The organism is Streptomyces sp. NPDC002276 (assembly GCF_053891435.1).
Genome location: NZ_JBSFCQ010000018.1, coordinates 57,404 through 74,947, shown reverse-complemented (window position 1 = coordinate 74,947; position 17,544 = coordinate 57,404). Strand labels below are relative to the sequence as shown.

Here is a 17,544-nt window from a genome sequence, read left to right as displayed (position 1 = left end):
GACAGGACGTCGGTCTCAGATTCCGACCAGGTCGGCCAACCGGCTCCGGTGCGTCGCCGGGCCGCCGAACAAGTGCTCCGACGACTTGGCGCGCTTCAGATAGAGGTGTGCGTCGTGCTCCCACGTGTAGCCGATGCCGCCGTGGATCTGGATGTTCTCCTTGGCCGCGTGGGTGAAGGCCTGCGCGCAGCAGGCGGCGGCCAGGGCGGCGGACACCGGCAGTTCGGCGGGCACCAACTGTGCGGCGGACACCGGCAGTTCAGCGGCGGCGACGGCCGTCGCGTGGTAGGCCGCCGACCGGGCGCCCTCCACGGCGACCAGCAGGTCGGCGCACTTGTGCTTGATCGCCTGGAACGAGCCGATGGGACGCCCGAACTGCACCCGGACCTTCGCGTAGGCCACCGCCGCGTCGAGGCACGCCTGTGCTCCGCCGACCTGTTCGGCGGCGAGTGCCACCGCCACGAGGTCGAGCACGGTGCGCAGATACGGCGTGGCGTCCCCGCTCGGGCCGACCCGCAGCGCGGGCGCGCCGTCGAGGTCGACGCGGGCCAGCCGCCGGGTCGGGTCGAGGGTCTCCAGCCGGGTACGGGTCACTCCGGGCGCGTCACCTTCGACCGCGAAGAGCCCAAGTCCCGTGCCGGTACGGGCCGTTACGAGGATCAGGTCGGCGGTGTGGCCGTCGACGACGAACATCTTGGTGCCCGTCACGGTCCCGTTCTCGGCCGAGGTCTCGACGTCCTCCAGCCGCCACGAGCCGCGTTCCTCCGCGAGCGCCAGGGTGGCCGTCAGCGTTCCGTCCGCGATGGCGGGCAGCCAGCGCGCCTTCGCCGCCTCGTCGCCGGAGGCCGTGAGGGCCTGACCGGCGAGCGCCACGGTCGCGAAGTACGGGGACGGCAGCAGGACCCGTCCGGTCTCCTCCAGCACGATCCCCAACTCGACGGGCCCGCCGCCGGATCCGCCGTACTCCTCGGGCAACGCGAGCCCGTGCAGGCCGAGTTGGTCGGCCATCTGCCGCCAGAGCCCGGGATCGTGGCCCTCGGCGGAGTCCATCGCACGGCGTACGGCCGCGCTCGGCGCCTTGTCGGTGAGGAAGCGCCGGAGTGTCGTACGGAGTTCCTCCTGCTCCTCGGTGAACGTCAGTGCCACGTCGGTGCCTTGGCGCGGAAGTAGGCGTCGAGGTCCGGGATGAGGGTGCGGTCCACGATCTCGATGCGCAGGCCGTACGGGTCGCGGTGGTAGGCGAAGAGCGCCGGGCTGCCGTCGACCAGCGCGCAGGCCTCCAGCGGGAAGCCCGCCTCCTCCAGCCGTTTGGAGGTCGTCTGCAAGTCGTCGCAGAAGTAGCCGAGGTGGTGGACGGACAGGTTCGGGGCCGGTGTCCAGGGGGTGCCCGGGATCTCCTGGACGAGTTCGATGTGCGGGGCGTCCAGCGAGTACGCGTAGCGCAGCGGGAGTACGCGCTCGCCGTCCGCCATCCGGACCGGCAGGTCCGCGGCCAAGGTCTCGGTCCAGCGGTGGCCGGCGAGTTCGGTCAGCCGGATCTTCCACGCCTCGATGTCGGGAACCACGATTCCCGTGTGGTACAGGTCCGTTGGGCTGAGTGGGTGCGTCGTCATGGCGTCGTTCACCACTCCAGCCGGAGCTGCTTGATGCCATACATGTTGCCGTGCTGTTCGAGGTCCTGGCCGGGGGTGATCCCGTAGTCGGGGATGCGCCGGTGCCATTCCTCGACGGCCACGTTGAGTTCGAGGCGGGCGAGGTGCGAGCCGAGGCAGCGGTGCGGGCCGGAGCCGAACGCGATGTGGTTGGTGGCCTTGCGCCGGAGGTCCACTTCGAGGGGCCGGTCGAAGCGCTCGGGGTCGCGGTTGCTGACCGCGAGCGGGAGCATCACCATCTCCCCCGCCCTGACCGGGCAGCCGCCGATCTCGACGTCTCGTGTCGCCTTGCGGGCGGGCACGACGAACGAGTAGACGCGGAGGATCTCCTCGACCGCCGTGGGGATCAGCGAGGGGTCGTCGACGATCGCCCTGCGCTGTTCCGGGTGCGTGGCGAAGTGGTAGAGGGCCCAGCCGATGGAGATGGGGACGGTGTCGAACCCGGCCTGGAACAGCAGGATGCAGAACGCGTGCATGTCCCGGTCGCTGATCGGCTCGTCGTCGATCGTCCAGGTCATGGCGCGGGACAGGAGGTCGTCGCGGGGTGCCTCGCGGCGGAGCGCGATCTGCTGCTCGAAGTACTCCGACACGGCGTTCATGGCGCTCAACTGCCGTTCGCCGTGCGGGTCTTCGCCGTGGGAGAGATGCAGCAGGTCGTGGATCCAGTCGAGGAACTGCGGGAGGTCCTGCTCGGGCAGGCCCATCAGGCGCATGAAGATCAGGGTCGGGAAGCGGCGGGCGAACGAGTCCAGGACGTCGGCGGAGCCGCTGTCCTTCACCTCGTCGATCAGGCCGGACGCGACCTCGCGGATCTCCGGTTCGCGGGCGGCGACGGTCTTGGGCGAGAAGGCGCTGCCCAACAGGCGTCGCCACGCGGTGTGTTGGGGCGGGTCGAGCATCTCCGGGATCCACAGGAACCTGGGGTCCGGATCGAGCGCCGTGACGGACTGGTTGGAGAAGGTCCGCCAGTCCTGCAACGCCTGCTGGACGGCCTCGCCCTCGGTGACGACCCAGTATCCGCGCGCGATGGTGCTGCGGAATCCGGAGTGGGTGCCGGCGATCTCGTCCCAGCGTTCCTGATGGCTGAGGACCGGGCCGCCGAGCCGGTTGTCGAAGTGGTAGGCGGGGACGCCCTGGTGGGTCCCGTCGGGTTCGAGGGTCGCGCTCATCACGGCTCCTTTCGTACGGTCTGCGCGTCGTGGACGGCGGTCATGTCGCGGCGCCGTCGATCTTCAGCCCGATCAGTTCCTCGTCGGAGAGACCGAGTGAGCGCAGGACCTCGTCGGTGTGCTCCGCGAACTGCGGCGCCCGGGTGATGTCGACCGGGGTCTCGTCGAACTGGACGGGGTTGGCGACGAGTTCGCGGTCGACGCCGTCCGCGTCCACGACGGAGGCGATGAGTCCGTTGGCGCGCAGCGAGGGGTCCTGGCCGACCTCCCAGGCATTCTGCACCACCGACCACTGGCCCTCACCCCGGGAGAGGATCTCCACCCACTCCTCGAAGGTGCGGGACGCGATGAGTTCGGCGACGAGGCCGGCCGCCTGAGCCGCGTTGGCCATCAACTTCTCGGTGCTGTCGAAGCGTTCGTCGGTGGCGAGTTCGCCGCGTCCGGCGAGCTTGCAGAACTCGGCCCAGTAGCGGCCGGGTTGGAGCATCGCCAGTTCGATCCAGCGTCCGTCCGAGGTCAGGTACGCCCCGATGAGGGGGTTGGTGCGCGAGCCGTGGCGGGGCTGGACGTTCACCGGCAGCGGTCCGCCGTTCATCAGCGCCATGTTGACCGTGAACTGGGTCGCCCACGCACCGACACCGAGCAACGACACATCGACCACGGAGGGTTCGCCGGTCGTCGCGCGGGAGTAGAGGGCGGCGGCGATACCGCCGGCGATCGTCATGCCGCCCATCGAGTCGCCGTAGGCGCCCGCGGGCATGCGGATCATCCGGTCCGCGCCCGGCGGTGTGACACCGGCCGCGCTGCCGCCACGCGCCCAGAAGGCCGTGCTGTCGTAGCCGCCCTTGGTGGCCTCGTCGCCGCGCTGGCCGAAACCGCTGCCGCGTACGTAGATGATGTCCGGGTTGATGGCCCGGATGTCCTCTAGTTCGATGCGCAGTTTCGCGCGCGCCTCGGGCAGGAAGTTGGTCAGGAACACATCGCTGCGGCGGACCAGTTCCTCGAAGGCCTTGCGGGCCGACGGCTTCTCCAGGGCGAGGCCGACGCTGCGTTTGCCCCGGTTGGGTCCCTCCACGATCGGGAAGAACGACGACCCCGCGCTCGTGGCGTCGTAACCGAGGACACGGACCAACCCCCTCTGTCCGTCGCCGCGTTCGGCGTGTTCGATCTTGATCACATCAGCGCCCCAGTCGGCGAGCACTGCACCCGCCGCCGGGACGAAGGTGAACTGGGCTACTTCGAGAACGCGTACGCCCTCCATCGGCCTGCGCATCGACCAACTCCTCATACTCATCTGCCGTCACGCACTCCGAGTATGGACCGAACCTCGCTAAAAAGTATACTGTTTTGCTGTCGCCGACCAACCCGCACCTTCCGGAGGGCCGATGCTGGACTTCTCGATCGAACCCGAGTTCCAGGCCAAACTGGACTGGGCGACGGCCTTCGTACGGGAGGAGGTCGAGCCGCTCGACCTCCTCTTTCCGCACGGCGGAGACCCGTACGACACGCGCAACGAAAAGGCCCGCGCGATCCTCAAACCGCTCCAGGACCAGGTCCGCGCCCAGGGCCTGTGGGCCTGCCACCTCGGCGCGGAACTCGGCGGCGCGGGCTACGGCCAGGTGAAGCTCGCCTACCTCAACGAGATCCTCGGCCGCTCCTACTGGGCGCCGACGGTGTTCGGCACCGCCGCTCCGGACACCGGCAACGCGGAGATCCTGGCCATGTTCGGCACCGAGGAGCAGAAGGCGCGCTATCTCCAGCCCCTGCTCGACGGGGACATCGTCTCCACCTTCTCGATGACGGAACCGCAGGCGGGGGCCGATCCGAAGGAGTTCGTGTGCCGGGCGCGGCGCGAGGGGGACGAGTGGGTGATCGACGGGGAGAAGTGGTTCTCCTCCAACGCCCGGTACGCGGCCTTCCTCATCGTCATGGCCGTCACCGACCCGGAGGCGCCGCCGCACGCCCGGATGTCGATGTTCATCGTCCCGGCCGAGACACCCGGCATCGAGATCAAGCGCAACGTCGGCACGATGGACGAGCGCGACTCCCTCGACGAGGGCATCCACGCCTATATCCGCTACGACCAGGTGCGGGTCCCCCTCGACGCCATGCTCGGCGGTCCCGGCGAGGGCTTCAAGGTCGCCCAGGCCCGGCTCGGCGGGGGCCGCGTCCATCACGCGATGCGGACCGTCGGCAAGTGCACGCGCGCCTTCGACATGATGTGCGAGCGCGCGGTGTCCCGGCGTACTCAGGGCACTCTTCTCGCCGAGAAGCAGGCCGTGCAGCAGTTCATCGCGGACTCCTGGGTGGAGTTGCAGCAGTTCCGGCTGCTGGTGCTGCACACCGCCTGGATCATCGACACCCAGCCGCACGGTGCCGCCCGCACCCAGATCGCGATGTGCAAGGTGCAGACCGCGAAGGTGCTGCACGACGTCATCCAGCGAGCCCTGCACGTGCACGGCTCACTCGGCACCACCAACGAACTCCCGCTCGCCAAATGGTGGATGGCCGCACCGAACCTCGCACTCGCCGACGGCCCCACGGAAGTGCACCGCACCACGATCGCCAAGCAGCTGCTCAAGAACCGCCGTCCGGCCGACGGTCTGTTCCCCAGCGAACACATCCCGCCGAAGCTGGAGGCCGCCCGCAAGCGGTACGCCCACATCGTCGAGGACGACAGCCTCACCGGCCGGGTGCAGGCATGAGCGAGGCACGCGACACCAAGTCCCTGGCCCCGGCCGACCTGTTCGACCTGTCCGGCAAGGTCGCGCTGGTCACGGGCGGCAGCCGGGGCCTGGGGCTGGCCATGGTGCGCGCCTTCGCCACCGCGGGCGCCGATGTCGTCATCGCCAGCCGCAAACTCGACGCGTGCGAGGCCGTGGCGGACGAGGTGCGGGCCCTGGGGCGCCGCGCCCTGCCCGTCGCCGCCCATGTCGGCCACTGGGACGACCTGGCGCGCCTCGCCGACGCGGCCTACGAGGAGTTCGGCCGGGTCGACGTGCTGGTCAACAACGCCGGCATGTCACCCCTCGCCCCCTCCTCGGCCGACACCAGCGAGGAGCTCTTCGACAAGGTGATCGGCGTCAACTTCAAGGGCCCGTTCCGGCTCGCCTCGCTGATCGGACAGCGGATGGCCGACTCGGAGAACGGGGGCTCGATCATCAACGTCTCGTCGTCCGGGGCGCTGATGCCACAGCCACGCTTCGGCCCGTACGCCGGTGCCAAGGCCGCGCTCAACGCGCTCACGACGGTCTTCGCCCTGGAGTACGGCCCGACCGTGCGCGTCAACACGATCTCGGCGGGGCCGTTCCTCACCGACATCTCCAAGGCCTGGGCGCCGGAGAAACGGGAGACGACACGGAGCGCGATCGGGCGTCCCGGACAGCCGGAGGAGATCGTCAGCACCGCGCTGTACCTCGCGAGCGACGCGTCGAGCTATACGACGGGGGCGCTCATCAGGGTCGACGGCGGGCTGTACTGACGCTGACGCTCCTGCACCGCCGTGGATCTGGGACGCCTCGTCGCTCGCGAGGAACACGACGGCGGAGGCCGCCTCGGCCGGAGGGCCTGCGCGCGATGAACGGGGCCAAGTGCTCCTTCATCGTCGCAGCCCTCGGTCTGGGCATACGTCAACTTCGCGCTGTGCCCAGCAGTTCGGCCGCCTCGTCCAGCAACACCGGCAGCGCGGGCAGCATCCGCTGGTGCATGGCGTTCAACTGTCCTGATTTACGGCCCCGTTTGATCAGCAGGGCGGTCGCCGCGGACTCCTTGTACTTGGTGAGCGCCTCGAACCAGAACAGGTCCCGGAGCGGTTCGCCTCGCAACTCCTCGTAGGTGCCGACGAGTTCGGCCTTGCTCGGCATGCCGGTCGGCTCGTCCGACGCGGAGGCGGGGTGACGGGCCTCGTCGGTGAAGAAGGTCAGCCAGGTCATGTCGACGCGGGGGTCTCCGAGCGACCAGATCTCCCAGTCGATGATCGCCGTGACCGAGCCGTCCGCGCACAACGTGTTGCCGAGCCGGTAGTCGCCGTGGGTGAACACCGGTGTCATCGCGGCGGGCGCGGTGGCGTGCAGCCGGTCGGCGACCGCCTCGTGCCCGGCGCGCAGGTCGTCGGGGACGGTGCCGAACGCCCGCGTCCAGCGGTCGATCTCGGCGTGGAGCGACACGGCCGGTTCCGCCGCGAGCGCCGTCCGCGCCGGATCCACCCGGTGCAGGTCGGCCAGCATCCTGGCCGCGTCCAGGGCACGGGCCCGCACCTCCCCCGGCGCCAGAGTGCCGCGAGGCAGCAGCACCGGTTCGACGCACTCCCCCGGCACCAACTCCATTGCCACGAAAGGCTGGACGTCCGGGGGCGTGCCCGCGTCGCAGAACAGCACCTTCGGCACCCGCACGCCCGGCTGTCCGGCCAGGGCCGCCATGAGCCGCGCCTGGCGCAGCACGTCCCGGTTGCGGACCGGGGGCAGGCCGGGCGGGGCCACCTTGAGAACGACACGTTCGTAGCCCGCCGGGACACCCGACAGGGCGGCGACGAACGTCAGGCTCGACGTGCCGCCGGTGAGCGGTTCGACGCCGTCGACGGTGGCGCCGGGAATCCAGCCGCCGACCACTGCGGCCGTGCGGTCCGTCAACTCTCGTACAAGGGCAGGGCTGTTGGTGGCGACGACGCTCATGGCTGCTGCCCTTTCGTCCCGTTCTCCGGTGCGGTGAGTGCCGCCACGATGTCGCGGCGCACGAGCTTGCCGGTCACCGTGCGCGGTAGTTCGGTCCAGTACGTGATGCGTTCCGGGGTCTTCGAGCCGCGCAGGGTGCCGCGCACGGCCGCGCGCAGTGCTCCGGCGTCGACCTGGGCGCCGTCGCGGGGTACGACCACGGCCTCGATGCGCTGGCCCCACTCCTCGTCGGGGACACCGACCACGACGGCGTCGAGCACGTCCGGGTGGCGCAGCAGTACGTCCTCTATCTCGGCGGGGGCGATGTTCTCCGCGCCGCGGATGATCGTGTCGTCGGTCCTGCCCTCGATGTGGAGGTAGCCGTCGGCGTCGAGGCGGCCCCGGTCGCGGGTGTGGAAGAACCCGCGCTCGTCGACGGCGGAGCCCTGACCTGCGTACTCCCCCGAGACCTGTTCGCCGCGCACCCAGATCTGCCCGGTCTCCCCCGCACCCAGGGGCTCCCCGGTCACGTCACGCACCTCGATCTCGATGCCCGGCACCGGCAGTCCGGCCGAGCCGAGCCGGGCCCGTACGGCGGGGTCGTCGCTGTTGACGGCCGCGCGGTGTTCGGCCGGGCCGAGCACGGAGATCGTGGACGAAGTCTCCGTCAGGCCATAGGCGTTGACGAAGTCGACCCCTGGCCAGGAGCGCAGCGCCGTCTCGATCACGCGCACCGGCATCCTGGCGCCGCCGTAGGCGAGCGAGCGCATTGAGGGCACTGATCGGTCCAGGCCCTCCGTGTCCATGATCCGGGCGAGCATGGTCGGCACCACCATCGCGTGGGTGATCCGCTCTTCCCGGACGAGGCCGAGCCAGCCCACCGGGGTGAACTGGTCGAGGGTGAGCGTGCGTCGGCCGGCGTAGAGGTTCGTCAGCACATTGGAGACGGCGGCTATGTGGTACGGCGGCACACTCATCAGCGCTGACTCGGCGGGGTCCGCCGCGGCGAACTCCACCGTGCCGAGCACATACGACACCAGGTTGTGGTGACGCAGGACCACACCCTTCGGGGCCGAGGTGGTGCCGCTGGTGTAGATCAGCACGGCGGGGGCGTCGGTCGGCGGGGCCGGTTCGGTGTCGCCGTCGGTGTGCGCGGCAGCCTCGGTGAGCCATTCGGCCGGGCTACGGACCGGCAGTCCGGCGCGACGCGGGGCGGCGTCCTGGTCGGCGGCCGCGATCACCAGGGCGTGCGGGTGGTTCGCGAGCAGCGCGTCCAACTGCTCTTCGCCCAGGCGGTAGTTGACCGGGACGAGCGGGACTCCGGCGTGGGCCGCCGCGAACTGGGCGACGGCGAAGGCGGGGCCGTTGGTGGCCAGGTACACGAGCGCGTCGGCGCCGGCCGCGCGGACCAACCCGGCACCGCCGAGGGCCAGTTCGCGCAGCCGTACGGGGGTGAGCCCGTCCTGTGCGCGTCCGATCACGATCCGGTCGCCGAAGCCCTCGGCGGCCATGTCCAGGATCATCGACACGTTCATCGGCGCGCTTCCCTCTTCTCAGTCCGAGGCCGGGAGCGGCTTCGCGGTCTTCACGGGCAGCGGGAGGCCGTTCACCGCGAGGGTGCCCGGTCCCTGTTTCGTGCAGAGGAGTTCGAGGCCGAGTTCCTCGTCGGCGTACCGCTTGCCGAGCAGTGAACCGCCCATCAGGTCCGGGTCCGCGGTGCCGGTGGGGGCCCCGCTCGCGGGCCCCTCGGCCATCGCGGCACCGCCGCAGGTGATGTCCAGGTCGTTGTCAGGGCAGCGCACGACGATCACCGCCGTCGTGTCCACCGTGCTGGCGAGCATCTGTCCCACTCGTGGCCTCATCGCAGGTTCCTCCGCGGATCTTGTTCCGTTCCGGGCGCCCGAAGACCAGAAAAAAGTATACTACTTACCTCGATCGCGTCGAGATGATGAACCGAGACGACGAACGGAGTCGCCGGATGGACCTCAAGACCGTCCTGTTCGAGGTGACCGACCATGTCGCCACCGTCACCCTGAACCGGCCGCAGGCCATGAACAGCTTCAACCAGGAGATGCTGGAGGAGTTCGCGCTCATCTGGCGGACCGTGAAGACCGACGACGACGTGCGTGTTGTCGTGCTGCGCGGCTCGGGCGAGCGCGCGTTCAGCACCGGCATGGACGTCAAGGAGGGCATCGACCGGCATCCCAACGTCTGGTCGCAGACCGACCCCGGGGAGTTCCTGTCGCCGAAGCTGAACCAGGTGTGGAAACCGCTGGTCTGCGCGGTGCACGGGATGGCCGCCGGTGGCGCCTTCTACTGGCTCAACGAGGCCGACATCCTGATCTGTTCGGACGACGCGACCTTCTTCGACCCGCATGTCAGCTACGGACTCACCGCCGCCCTCGAACCGATCGGGCTGGCTCGCCGCATCCCGCTCGGCGAGACCCTGCGTATCGCCCTGCTCGGCCTGGACGAGCGGGTGTCGGCCGCGCGCGCCCTCCAAATCGGCCTGGTCAGCGAGGTGTTGCCGGGCGAACGGCTCTGGGACCGGGCGGACGAGATCGCGCGCATCATCGCCGCCAAACCGCCGGCCGCGATCCAGGGCACGGTCCGTGCGATCTGGGAGTCCCTTGACTCGACCCGCACCCAGGCCCTGCGCACCGGGCTGTCGTACACGCAGATCGGGAACCCCGTCGGAAAGGCCGAGGTGGACCGTGCCGCGGTGCCGCGGGGGCGGTGGACACTGCGCTGACACTCCCCTACGCTCCATAAAACAGTATCCTTTTTTACGAGGTTCCATGAAGGGCTGGCTCTGATGCGATTCGGCATGCCCTGGCCGGGCCGAGAGGTGGCGCACGAGGCCGAGGAGGCCGGTGCGGGCGCCTTCTGCGCCGGTGAGTTCGTCGACCACGACGCCTACCTCACCCTCGCAGAGATCGTCGCGAACTCCGAACGCGCCCTGGCGGGGCCCGCCATCGCCTACGCCTTCGCCCGCACCCCGTACGCGCACGCCACCGCGCTGCGCCAGCTCCACGCCCAGGCGCCGGGGCGGCTCTTCCTCGGCCTGGGCAGTGCCGCGTTCCGCATCAACCGCGACTGGCTCGACGTACCCGCCGACCGCCCGGTGGACCGGATCGCGGAGACGGTCGGTGCCGTGCGCGCCTGGCTGCACGCGGAGAACGGCGAAAAGGTGCACTATTCCGGCGAGTTCTACTCGCTGGACGCCGATGTCCGCGCCCCGGTGCTCGGTCGGCTCGACATCCCCGTGCTGCTCGCCGCGTTCAACACGCGGATGGCCGCCACCGCGGGCCGGGTCGCCGACGGCGTCATCGGGCACGGGCTGTTCACCCGCTCCTGGTGGAACGACGTCGTACGACCGTCCGTCGAGCGCGGCACCGTAGCCGCCGGACGCACCGAACCGCCCCTGGAACACGGCTGGGTCATCACGGCGGTGGACGACTCCGCGCCCGAACGCGCGGTGGCCGACGCCCGCCGGATGATCGCCTTCTACCTCACGGTGAAGACGTACGACCCGTTCGTCGCGCACCACGGCTGGGAGGGCCCGGTGGACCAGTTGCGCAAGGCGTTCCGGGCCGGGGACACGGACGCGATGGCCGCCGCGGTCACCGACGAGATGCTGACCGCGATCGCCGTGTGCGGGACGACGGCCGACGCGAAGGGCATGCTGGCCGCTCGCGCCGGTTCGCTCCCTCGTGACGTCGGCTATTTCGCACCGCCCAGCTTCCTGGTGGGCCGGCGGCGCCGGGCCGCGTATGCCCGCGCCTCCCTCGCCCTGATCGGCGAACTGCCCACGCCGTGACAGGAGAAGCGGCGGACGGCACCCTCGGACCGCCCGCCGCTGTCATCGCGTTTCAGTGCCCTGAAACGCCGTTCCGATGGTCAGGCACTTTCGGTGACCGGGGCGAGTTTCCTGCTCTTGTCGAAGTGCACGACATCGGCGAGCGTGCCGCCCAGGATGGCCGCGCGGTCCTCGTCGTTCACGCCCTCGAAGTTCTCCGCGATGCACTCCGCGCTGCTGCGGAAGGTGCCCTCCGCGTGCGGGTAGTCGTTGCCCCACATGACCGTCGACAGACCGGTGATGTGACGTGCCTTGACCGCCGTGGGGTCGTCCGCGAACTGCACATGGATCTGGCGCTGGACGTACTCGGTGGGCTTGAGCGGGTAGGGCCACTTGTCGTTGATCGCGAACAGCCTTCCCATGGAGGGCTGTTCGTTCGCCGGACGGCTGTCGTCCCAGAAGCCGAGCCACCAGTCGGGGTCCTGACCGGTGCCCGTCTTCCACGCCTTGTCCATGTAGCCCATGAAGGAGACCAGCCAGCCGGCCGTGTACTCGATCAGGTTGAAGTGCAGGTCGGGGAAGCGCTCGCACACCCCGCCGCCGACCAGGCTGGCGATGATGCCCTGCGGACCCGCCACACCGGCACCGGCCGCGAAGCCCATGGTCCGCCCCGCCACCATGTCGTCGGTCAGGTTGCCCTTGCCCATGTTCATGGACGTCATCAGACCGCGCACGGTCCGCGCCGTCCCGGAGATGCCCTCCTTGACCTTCACCCCGCCGGTGGCGACGTGGATGAAGACCGGCAGGCCGTGGGCCTGCGCGGCGGCCCAGATCGGGTCGTACTCCCGCGCGTAGTACGGCAGCGGCGGGATCTCCGGCAGCAGGATGGCGCCGAGGCCGAGGCCCGCGATCCGCTCGATCTCGGCCACGGCAGCGGGGACGTCCGTGATCGGGATCGCGGCGGTGGGGCGCAGCCGGTCCTTGTAGGGGAGGTACCTCTCGACGAGGTAGTCGTTCCACACCCGCGCGTGAGCCATCGACAGCTCGTGGTCATCGGTGAACAGGACGAACAGCGAGAGATTCGGGAACATCACCGAAGCATCCACACCGTCGAAGTTCATGTCCCGGATGATGTGCTCGGGATCCCCGTCCGGCGTCTCCCCGCCCGTCTGGCGGTACTTGGAGATCGTCCAGCCGTCGAACCCGATGGTATGGAGCTTCTTGAACTCCGTGTGCCCACCCGGCACGATCGGCTCGTCGAGGGTGAACTCCTCTTCCCACAGAGCACGCTCGCGGAGATCCTTGGGCAGGCGGGTCTTGAACAGATCGACCGGCTCGATGATATGCGAATCGCCGGACACGACAAATTCCTTGAACACAGGCGGTACCTCTTTTCGAACTCCGTCGTTCGTAGCCAGAAGGCCGACCCCCAGATATCTGCGAAGTTAGCTGTACCGACCGGTCGAGTCAATAAAACTGGCACACTCCTGACCCGCCCCCCTTAATTCAGTACACTCAACACGGGACACACTTGATGAGGAGACGGCACATGACGACGACGCACTCGTTCTCTTCGCGGCTCTACATCGACGGACGGCACACCGACGGCACGTCGGACGCGCGGATCGTCGTACGCAATCCGGCGACGGAGGAGACGGTCGCCGAGGTTCCGGACTCCTCGCTCGGGGATGTGCGGCGGGCGGTCGAGGCGGCGCGGCGGGCCTTCGACGAGGGGCCGTGGCCGCGGATGAGGCCCGCCGAGCGGGGCGCGGTACTGCTGCGCATGGCCGAGGAGTTGGAGCGGCGGCTGCCCGAGCTGGTCGCCATCAACATGGCCGAGGCGGGTTCGGTGCGCGGGCTTGCGGAGACGCTACAGACGCGGGTGCCGGTGGCGCATCTGCGGGACATGGCCGAGCGGGTGATACCCCGCTTCGCGTGGGAGCGTCCGATGGATCCCACGATCGCGCCGGGCGCCGGCATCTTCCAAGGGGTGCTGCGCCGCGAGGCGTTCGGGGTGTGCGCGCTGATCTCGGCGTACAACTTCCCCTTCTTCCTCAGCATGATGAAGGTCATCCCCGCCCTCGCCGCGGGCTGCACCGTCGTCCTGAAGCCTGCGCCGCAGACCCCGCTCGACTCGCTGCTGCTCGGCGACTTCGCGGACGCGGCCGGGCTGCCGCCGGGGGTGCTGAACATCGTGACCGGCGATGTGGAGGCCGGCCGGGAGCTGACCACGCACCCGATGGTGGACCTCGTCAGCTTCACCGGGTCGGACACGGTGGGCCGCACGGTGTACTCCCAGGCCGCGGCCTCCATGAAGAAGGTCGTCCTGGAACTCGGCGGCAAGTCGGCCAACATCGTGCGCGCCGACGGCGACCTCGACGGCGCCGTCCGCTCCGCGTTCTCCGGCATGACCACCCATGCGGGACAGGGCTGTTCGCTGCTGACGCGCACGCTGGTGCACGAGTCCGTCCACGACGAGTTCGTCGACCGGCTGAGCGCGGCCCTCGCCGGGGTCAGGGTCGGCGACCCCGCCGACGCGGCCACCACAATGGGGCCACTCATCAGCGCGGCCCAGCGGGACAAGGTGGAGAAGCTGATCCGGGTCGGCGAGGAGGAGGGCGCCCGGATCGTGTGCGGTGGCAAGCGGCCGTCCGGGCTCGACCGGGGTTATTTCGTGGAGCCGACGCTCTTCGCCGCCGTGGACAACGCGATGGCCGTCGCCCGGACGGAGTTCTTCGGACCGGTCGGCGTCGTCATCCCGTTCCGCTCCGACGAGGAGGCGGTACACATCGCCAACGACAGTCCGTACGGTCTCGGCGGTGCCGTGTGGAGCGCCGACACCGTGGCCGCCTACGAGATGGCGACGCGACTGCGGACCGGCGGGGTCACGATCAACGGCGGCAGCGCCGGAGTGAGCCCGCGATCCGCGTTCGGCGGCTACAAGCAGAGTGGACTCGGCAGGGAGTGGGGCGAGTTCGGGCTCGACGAGTATCTGCAGACGAAGGCGGTGAGCTGGGCGGCCCGCTGACGCGTGCCCGACGGGTCACACGGTGAGCACCAGCGCCGATCCCATGCCGCCGCCCGCGCACATCGCCGCGACCGCCGTGCCTCCGCCACGGCGGCGCAGCTCGTGCGCGAGCGTGACGATCATGCGGGTGCCGGTGGTGGCGATCGGGTGGCCGAGGCTGCACCCGCTGCCGAAGGGGTTCACCCGCTCGGCGTCCAGGCCCAGTTCACGGGTGGCGGCGACGGCGACCGCGGCGAAGGCCTCGTTGATCTCGAACAGATCGACGTCCTCGATCCGCAGTCCGGCCAGGTCAAGTGCCTTGCGGATGGCTGCGATCGGGGCCAGTCCCGTCTCGACGGGGTCGACGCCGACGCTGGCCCAGGACCGTACGGTGGCGAGTGGGGTGAGCCCATGACGGGCGGCGATCTCGGAGGAGGCGACGACGACCGCGGCCGAACCGTCGTTCACCCCACTGGAGTTGCCCGCGGTGATGGAGTAGCCCTCTATCTCGGGGCGCAGCGCCTTCAGTGCGGCGAGCTTCTCGATGCTGGTGTCGCGGCGCGGGTGTTCGTCGGTGTCGAACACGGAGACCGAGCCGCTGCGGTCGGTGACCTCCACGGGGACGATCTCGTCGGCGAACTGCCCCTCGTCGATCGCCCGGACGGCCCGCTGGTGCGAGCGCAGAGCCCAACTGTCCATGTCCTGGCGGGAGATACCGGTCAGCCGGGCCGTGTTCCAGCCGACCAGCGTGGCCATGTCATTGTTGGGGGCCTCGCGGGTCGTCGCGTGCGAGGGCGACGACCAGGGGTCCTGCCATTCGTCGGTGCCCGGAATCCGGCGCCGGGCCTGCGGAGCGGTGGACGAGGACTGGGTGCCGCCGGCGACGACCGCACGGTCCATGCCTGCCATCACCCCCGCCGCCGCGGTCGCCACACTGGCCAGCCCCGAGGCGCAGTGCCGGTTGTGGGCGAGCCCCGGCACATGCGTGAGCCCCGCTTCGAGCGCCGCGTAGCGGGCGATGTCCCCGCCACCGGCCATGGTCTCGCCGAGGACGACGTCGTCGATCAGATCGAGCGGCAGCCCCGAGCGCCGCACGGCCTCCCGTACGACGACGGTGGCGAGGTCGAAGGCGCTGGTGTCCCGGAGTGTTCCCCTCCGAGCGGTACCGATCGCGGTGCGGCAGGCGGCGAGCAGAACGGCATCAGTCATGCAATTGATGATACTCAACTTGGCGAGGCGCAGGTAAGAACGCCCTGAAACGGCTCTGGATCTCGACCAACGACGCAAAAGAGGATACCTTCTTCGAGGTATTGATCCGCTGTGGACCGGGTGGTGGCTGGTGAACTTCGAGCTCAGCGAGGAGCAGGCCATGCTCCGCGAGGCCTCGCGCGACCTGCTGGCCGACCGGGCCCCGATCGCCGTCGTACGGGCCTGGATGGACCGGTCCGACGACGTCGACCCCGAGCTGTGGCGGCTGACGTCCGACCTCGGCTGGCCAGGGCTGGCCCTGCCCGAGGAGTACGGCGGTTCCGGCCAGGGACTGGTCGAACTCGCCCTGGTCGCCGAGGAGATCGGACGCGCGCTGGGCCGGGGCCCCTTCCTGGCGACCGCACTTGTCGGCCGGGCGATCGCCTACGGCGGTTCCGAGCGGCTGCGCTCCGAGGTGCTGCCCGCGCTCGCCGCCGGGGAGAGCTGGGCCACCTGGGCCTTCGCCGAACCGCACGCGCCCTGGACGCTGGACGGGATCCACGCCACGGCACGCGGCGACGGCGACGGAGTCGTCCTCGACGGGGTCAAGACCGTCGTGCAGGATGCCGGCGGTGCGCGCTGGCTGCTGGTCACCGCACTCCACGACGGCGAACCGGCGTCCTTCCTCGTCGACCGCGCGGCTCCTGGGGTCACCGTCCGGCGGCAGCGCGTCCTGGATCCCACCCGCGCGTTCCACGAGGTCCGCCTGGACACCGTACGCGTGCCGCTCGACGCACGTCTCGACGGTGGGCCCGCCGACATCCAGGCACTGCTCGACGAGGCGTCCGTCCTGCGGTGTGCCGACGCGCTGGGCGTGCTGGAGCGGATGCTGGAGCTGACCGTCGAACACACCAGGAGCCGGGTGCAGTTCGGGCGGCCGATCGGGAGTTTCCAGGCCGTCAAGCACGCCTGCGCCGACATGGCGCTGCTGGTGCACGGCACCCGGGCCGCGACGTACTACGCGGCGATGGCCGCCGACGCCGGTGCGGACGACTCCGCCCGGGCGGCCTGTGCCGCCGCCTCCTACGCCACGGCCGGCAGCGGTGAAGTCGCCGCGCGGGCACTCCAGTTGCACGGCGGGATCGGTTTCACCTGGGAGCACGACCTCCACCTCCATCTGCGCCGGGCCAGGGCCGACCGGCTGCTGTACGGGGACGCCGCCGTGCACCGCGACCGGCTCTGCACCCTCCTTCAGCGGTCCGCCGCGTCGGCCTGAGCGCAAGCGAAAGGGAATCGAGATCGATGGAGATCAAGGGCAAGAAGGCCGTGGTGTTCGGCGGGGCCTCCGGAATGGGCCGCGCCAGCGCCGAGTTGCTCGCGGCACGCGGCGCCGACGTCGTCGTACTCGACCGTCCGGCGTCGGCCGGTGCCGAGGTCGCCGCGGCGCTGGGCGGACGCTTCGAGCCGGTCGACGTCACCGACTTCGAGGCGACGGAGAGTGCGCTCGCCGCCGCCGTGGAATCGCTGGGCGGACTGCACGTCTCGATCACAACCGCCGGTGGCGGCAAGGCGAAACGGACGCTCGGCAGGAACGGTCCACACGACCTCGACACCTTCCGCGGCATCCTCGACCTCAACACCGTCGCGACGTTCAACATCAGCCGGCTCGCCGCCGCGCACATGAGCCGCAACGAGCCCGAGGACCCGGACGGCGAGCGCGGTGTCATCGTCAACACGTCGTCGATCGCGGCCTTCGAGGGCCAGATCGGCCAGGTCGCCTACGCGGCCGCCAAGGCCGCGATCGCCGGTATGTGTCTCACCATGGCGCGCGATCTCGGCACGTTCGGCATCCGGGTCATGGCCATCGCGCCCAGCCTGTTCGACACGGGCGCCGTCGAGAAGATCCCGGACGAGGCGCGCGCGGCGCTGGTCGAGGACGCGGCGTTCCCCAAACGCCTCGGCCGGCCGGAGGAGTACGCGAAGCTCGCGCTCGCCATCGTCGACAACCCGATGCTGAACGGCCAGTGCCTGCGGCTCGACGCGGGGCAGCGGTTCGGCCCCAAGTGACCGGTGTCGGGGG

General features: G+C 70.1%; 16 protein-coding genes. 7 read left to right on the top strand and 9 right to left on the bottom strand.

Annotated features, from left to right (window positions below):
* Nucleotides 1-15 precede the first annotated feature (15 nt).
* Genes ACWIHT_RS36105 through ACWIHT_RS36090 form a run of 4 tightly spaced genes read right to left on the bottom strand, consistent with a single transcriptional unit; the run spans nucleotide 16 to nucleotide 4,094 of the window.
* Entirely contained in the window at nucleotides 16-1,146 is a 1,131-nt protein-coding gene (locus tag ACWIHT_RS36105; protein ID WP_456172568.1) for an acyl-CoA dehydrogenase family protein, read from the bottom strand.
* Complete coding sequence (locus ACWIHT_RS36100; RefSeq protein ID WP_456172567.1) at nucleotides 1,137-1,613, bottom strand: VOC family protein; 477 nt, start codon at nucleotides 1,611-1,613, stop codon at nucleotides 1,137-1,139. Before ACWIHT_RS36100 ends, ACWIHT_RS36105 begins: the two co-directional genes overlap by 10 nt.
* An 8-nt stretch (nucleotides 1,614-1,621) precedes the next feature.
* Nucleotides 1,622-2,821 (bottom strand): cytochrome P450, encoded by a 1,200-nt coding sequence (locus tag ACWIHT_RS36095; protein ID WP_456172566.1) that lies wholly within the window; start codon nucleotides 2,819-2,821, stop codon nucleotides 1,622-1,624.
* 40 nt (nucleotides 2,822-2,861) lie between these two features.
* A complete protein-coding gene (locus ACWIHT_RS36090; protein ID WP_456172563.1) occupies nucleotides 2,862-4,094 on the bottom strand; it encodes a CaiB/BaiF CoA transferase family protein in 1,233 nt (410 codons plus the stop codon).
* A gap of 112 nt (nucleotides 4,095-4,206) precedes the next feature.
* Between ACWIHT_RS36090 and ACWIHT_RS36085 the strand changes: the two genes are divergently transcribed.
* Nucleotides 4,207-5,526 (top strand): acyl-CoA dehydrogenase family protein, encoded by a 1,320-nt coding sequence (locus tag ACWIHT_RS36085; RefSeq protein ID WP_456172562.1) that lies wholly within the window; start codon nucleotides 4,207-4,209, stop codon nucleotides 5,524-5,526.
* Nucleotides 5,523-6,302 carry an SDR family NAD(P)-dependent oxidoreductase gene (locus tag ACWIHT_RS36080; RefSeq protein ID WP_456172561.1) on the top strand — a complete coding sequence of 260 codons (780 nt, stop codon included), beginning with the start codon at nucleotides 5,523-5,525 and terminating at the stop codon, nucleotides 6,300-6,302. Before ACWIHT_RS36085 ends, ACWIHT_RS36080 begins: the two co-directional genes overlap by 4 nt.
* A 148-nt stretch (nucleotides 6,303-6,450) precedes the next feature.
* Here the strand turns inward: ACWIHT_RS36080 and ACWIHT_RS36075 are convergent, their stop codons facing one another.
* The 3 genes from ACWIHT_RS36075 to ACWIHT_RS36065 are packed head-to-tail and all read right to left on the bottom strand — an operon-like array spanning nucleotide 6,451 to nucleotide 9,332.
* On the bottom strand, nucleotides 6,451-7,491 hold the full coding sequence (locus tag ACWIHT_RS36075) for a phosphotransferase family protein (protein WP_456172560.1): 1,041 nt from the start codon (nucleotides 7,489-7,491) through the stop codon (nucleotides 6,451-6,453).
* Nucleotides 7,488-9,005, bottom strand: coding sequence for a class I adenylate-forming enzyme family protein (locus tag ACWIHT_RS36070; RefSeq protein WP_456172559.1), 1,518 nt, complete (start codon nucleotides 9,003-9,005; stop codon nucleotides 7,488-7,490). The genes ACWIHT_RS36075 and ACWIHT_RS36070 overlap by 4 nt, the downstream gene beginning before the upstream one ends.
* A gap of 18 nt (nucleotides 9,006-9,023) precedes the next feature.
* Nucleotides 9,024-9,332: a hypothetical protein gene (locus ACWIHT_RS36065; protein ID WP_456172558.1), complete on the bottom strand. Its 309-nt coding sequence runs from the start codon at nucleotides 9,330-9,332 to the stop codon at nucleotides 9,024-9,026.
* A 116-nt stretch (nucleotides 9,333-9,448) separates the two neighbouring features.
* On the opposite strand from ACWIHT_RS36065, the gene ACWIHT_RS36060 reads away from it, so the two are divergent.
* Together ACWIHT_RS36060 and ACWIHT_RS36055 are read left to right on the top strand one after the other, a co-directional pair.
* On the top strand, nucleotides 9,449-10,222 hold the full coding sequence (locus tag ACWIHT_RS36060; RefSeq protein WP_456172556.1) for an enoyl-CoA hydratase/isomerase family protein: 774 nt from the start codon (nucleotides 9,449-9,451) through the stop codon (nucleotides 10,220-10,222).
* A 63-nt stretch (nucleotides 10,223-10,285) separates the two neighbouring features.
* A complete protein-coding gene (locus tag ACWIHT_RS36055; protein WP_456172555.1) occupies nucleotides 10,286-11,290 on the top strand; it encodes an LLM class flavin-dependent oxidoreductase in 1,005 nt (334 codons plus the stop codon).
* An 80-nt stretch (nucleotides 11,291-11,370) separates the two neighbouring features.
* Here ACWIHT_RS36055 and ACWIHT_RS36050 read toward each other — a convergent pair whose 3' ends face one another.
* Nucleotides 11,371-12,630 (bottom strand): amidohydrolase family protein, encoded by a 1,260-nt coding sequence (locus tag ACWIHT_RS36050; protein WP_456172554.1) that lies wholly within the window; start codon nucleotides 12,628-12,630, stop codon nucleotides 11,371-11,373.
* A gap of 188 nt (nucleotides 12,631-12,818) precedes the next feature.
* Between ACWIHT_RS36050 and ACWIHT_RS36045 the strand changes: the two genes are divergently transcribed.
* Nucleotides 12,819-14,297, top strand: coding sequence for an aldehyde dehydrogenase family protein (locus ACWIHT_RS36045; protein WP_456172553.1), 1,479 nt, complete (start codon nucleotides 12,819-12,821; stop codon nucleotides 14,295-14,297).
* A gap of 15 nt (nucleotides 14,298-14,312) precedes the next feature.
* On the opposite strand, the gene ACWIHT_RS36040 is transcribed toward ACWIHT_RS36045, so the two are convergent.
* Nucleotides 14,313-15,485: a thiolase family protein gene (locus ACWIHT_RS36040; protein WP_456172552.1), complete on the bottom strand. Its 1,173-nt coding sequence runs from the start codon at nucleotides 15,483-15,485 to the stop codon at nucleotides 14,313-14,315.
* 130 nt (nucleotides 15,486-15,615) lie between these two features.
* Here ACWIHT_RS36040 and ACWIHT_RS36035 point away from each other — a divergent pair, with 130 nt between their 5' ends.
* Nucleotides 15,616-16,740, top strand: coding sequence for an acyl-CoA dehydrogenase family protein (locus ACWIHT_RS36035; protein ID WP_456172550.1), 1,125 nt, complete (start codon nucleotides 15,616-15,618; stop codon nucleotides 16,738-16,740).
* Between the two features lie 26 nt (nucleotides 16,741-16,766).
* Nucleotides 16,767-17,531, top strand: a complete 765-nt coding sequence (locus tag ACWIHT_RS36030; RefSeq protein WP_456172548.1) for an SDR family NAD(P)-dependent oxidoreductase — start codon at nucleotides 16,767-16,769, stop codon at nucleotides 17,529-17,531.
* Nucleotides 17,532-17,544 lie beyond the last annotated feature (13 nt).

Excerpts from the sequence above, each read along its gene's own strand:
- ACWIHT_RS36090 (WP_456172563.1), bottom strand. The coding sequence starts at position 4,094 with ATGCGCAGGCCGATGGAGGGCGTACGCGTTCTCGAAGTAGCCCAGTTC.
- ACWIHT_RS36030 (WP_456172548.1), top strand. The coding sequence starts at position 16,767 with ATGGAGATCAAGGGCAAGAAGGCCGTGGTGTTCGGCGGGGCCTCCGGA.
- ACWIHT_RS36100 (WP_456172567.1), bottom strand. The coding sequence starts at position 1,613 with ATGACGACGCACCCACTCAGCCCAACGGACCTGTACCACACGGGAATC.
- ACWIHT_RS36060 (WP_456172556.1), top strand. The coding sequence starts at position 9,449 with ATGGACCTCAAGACCGTCCTGTTCGAGGTGACCGACCATGTCGCCACC.
- ACWIHT_RS36045 (WP_456172553.1), top strand. The coding sequence starts at position 12,819 with ATGACGACGACGCACTCGTTCTCTTCGCGGCTCTACATCGACGGACGG.
- ACWIHT_RS36055 (WP_456172555.1), top strand. The coding sequence starts at position 10,286 with ATGCGATTCGGCATGCCCTGGCCGGGCCGAGAGGTGGCGCACGAGGCC.
- ACWIHT_RS36080 (WP_456172561.1), top strand. The coding sequence starts at position 5,523 with ATGAGCGAGGCACGCGACACCAAGTCCCTGGCCCCGGCCGACCTGTTC.
- ACWIHT_RS36075 (WP_456172560.1), bottom strand. The coding sequence starts at position 7,491 with ATGAGCGTCGTCGCCACCAACAGCCCTGCCCTTGTACGAGAGTTGACG.
- ACWIHT_RS36040 (WP_456172552.1), bottom strand. The coding sequence starts at position 15,485 with ATGACTGATGCCGTTCTGCTCGCCGCCTGCCGCACCGCGATCGGTACC.
- ACWIHT_RS36095 (WP_456172566.1), bottom strand. The coding sequence starts at position 2,821 with ATGAGCGCGACCCTCGAACCCGACGGGACCCACCAGGGCGTCCCCGCC.
- ACWIHT_RS36065 (WP_456172558.1), bottom strand. The coding sequence starts at position 9,332 with ATGAGGCCACGAGTGGGACAGATGCTCGCCAGCACGGTGGACACGACG.
- ACWIHT_RS36085 (WP_456172562.1), top strand. The coding sequence starts at position 4,207 with ATGCTGGACTTCTCGATCGAACCCGAGTTCCAGGCCAAACTGGACTGG.
- ACWIHT_RS36070 (WP_456172559.1), bottom strand. The coding sequence starts at position 9,005 with ATGAACGTGTCGATGATCCTGGACATGGCCGCCGAGGGCTTCGGCGAC.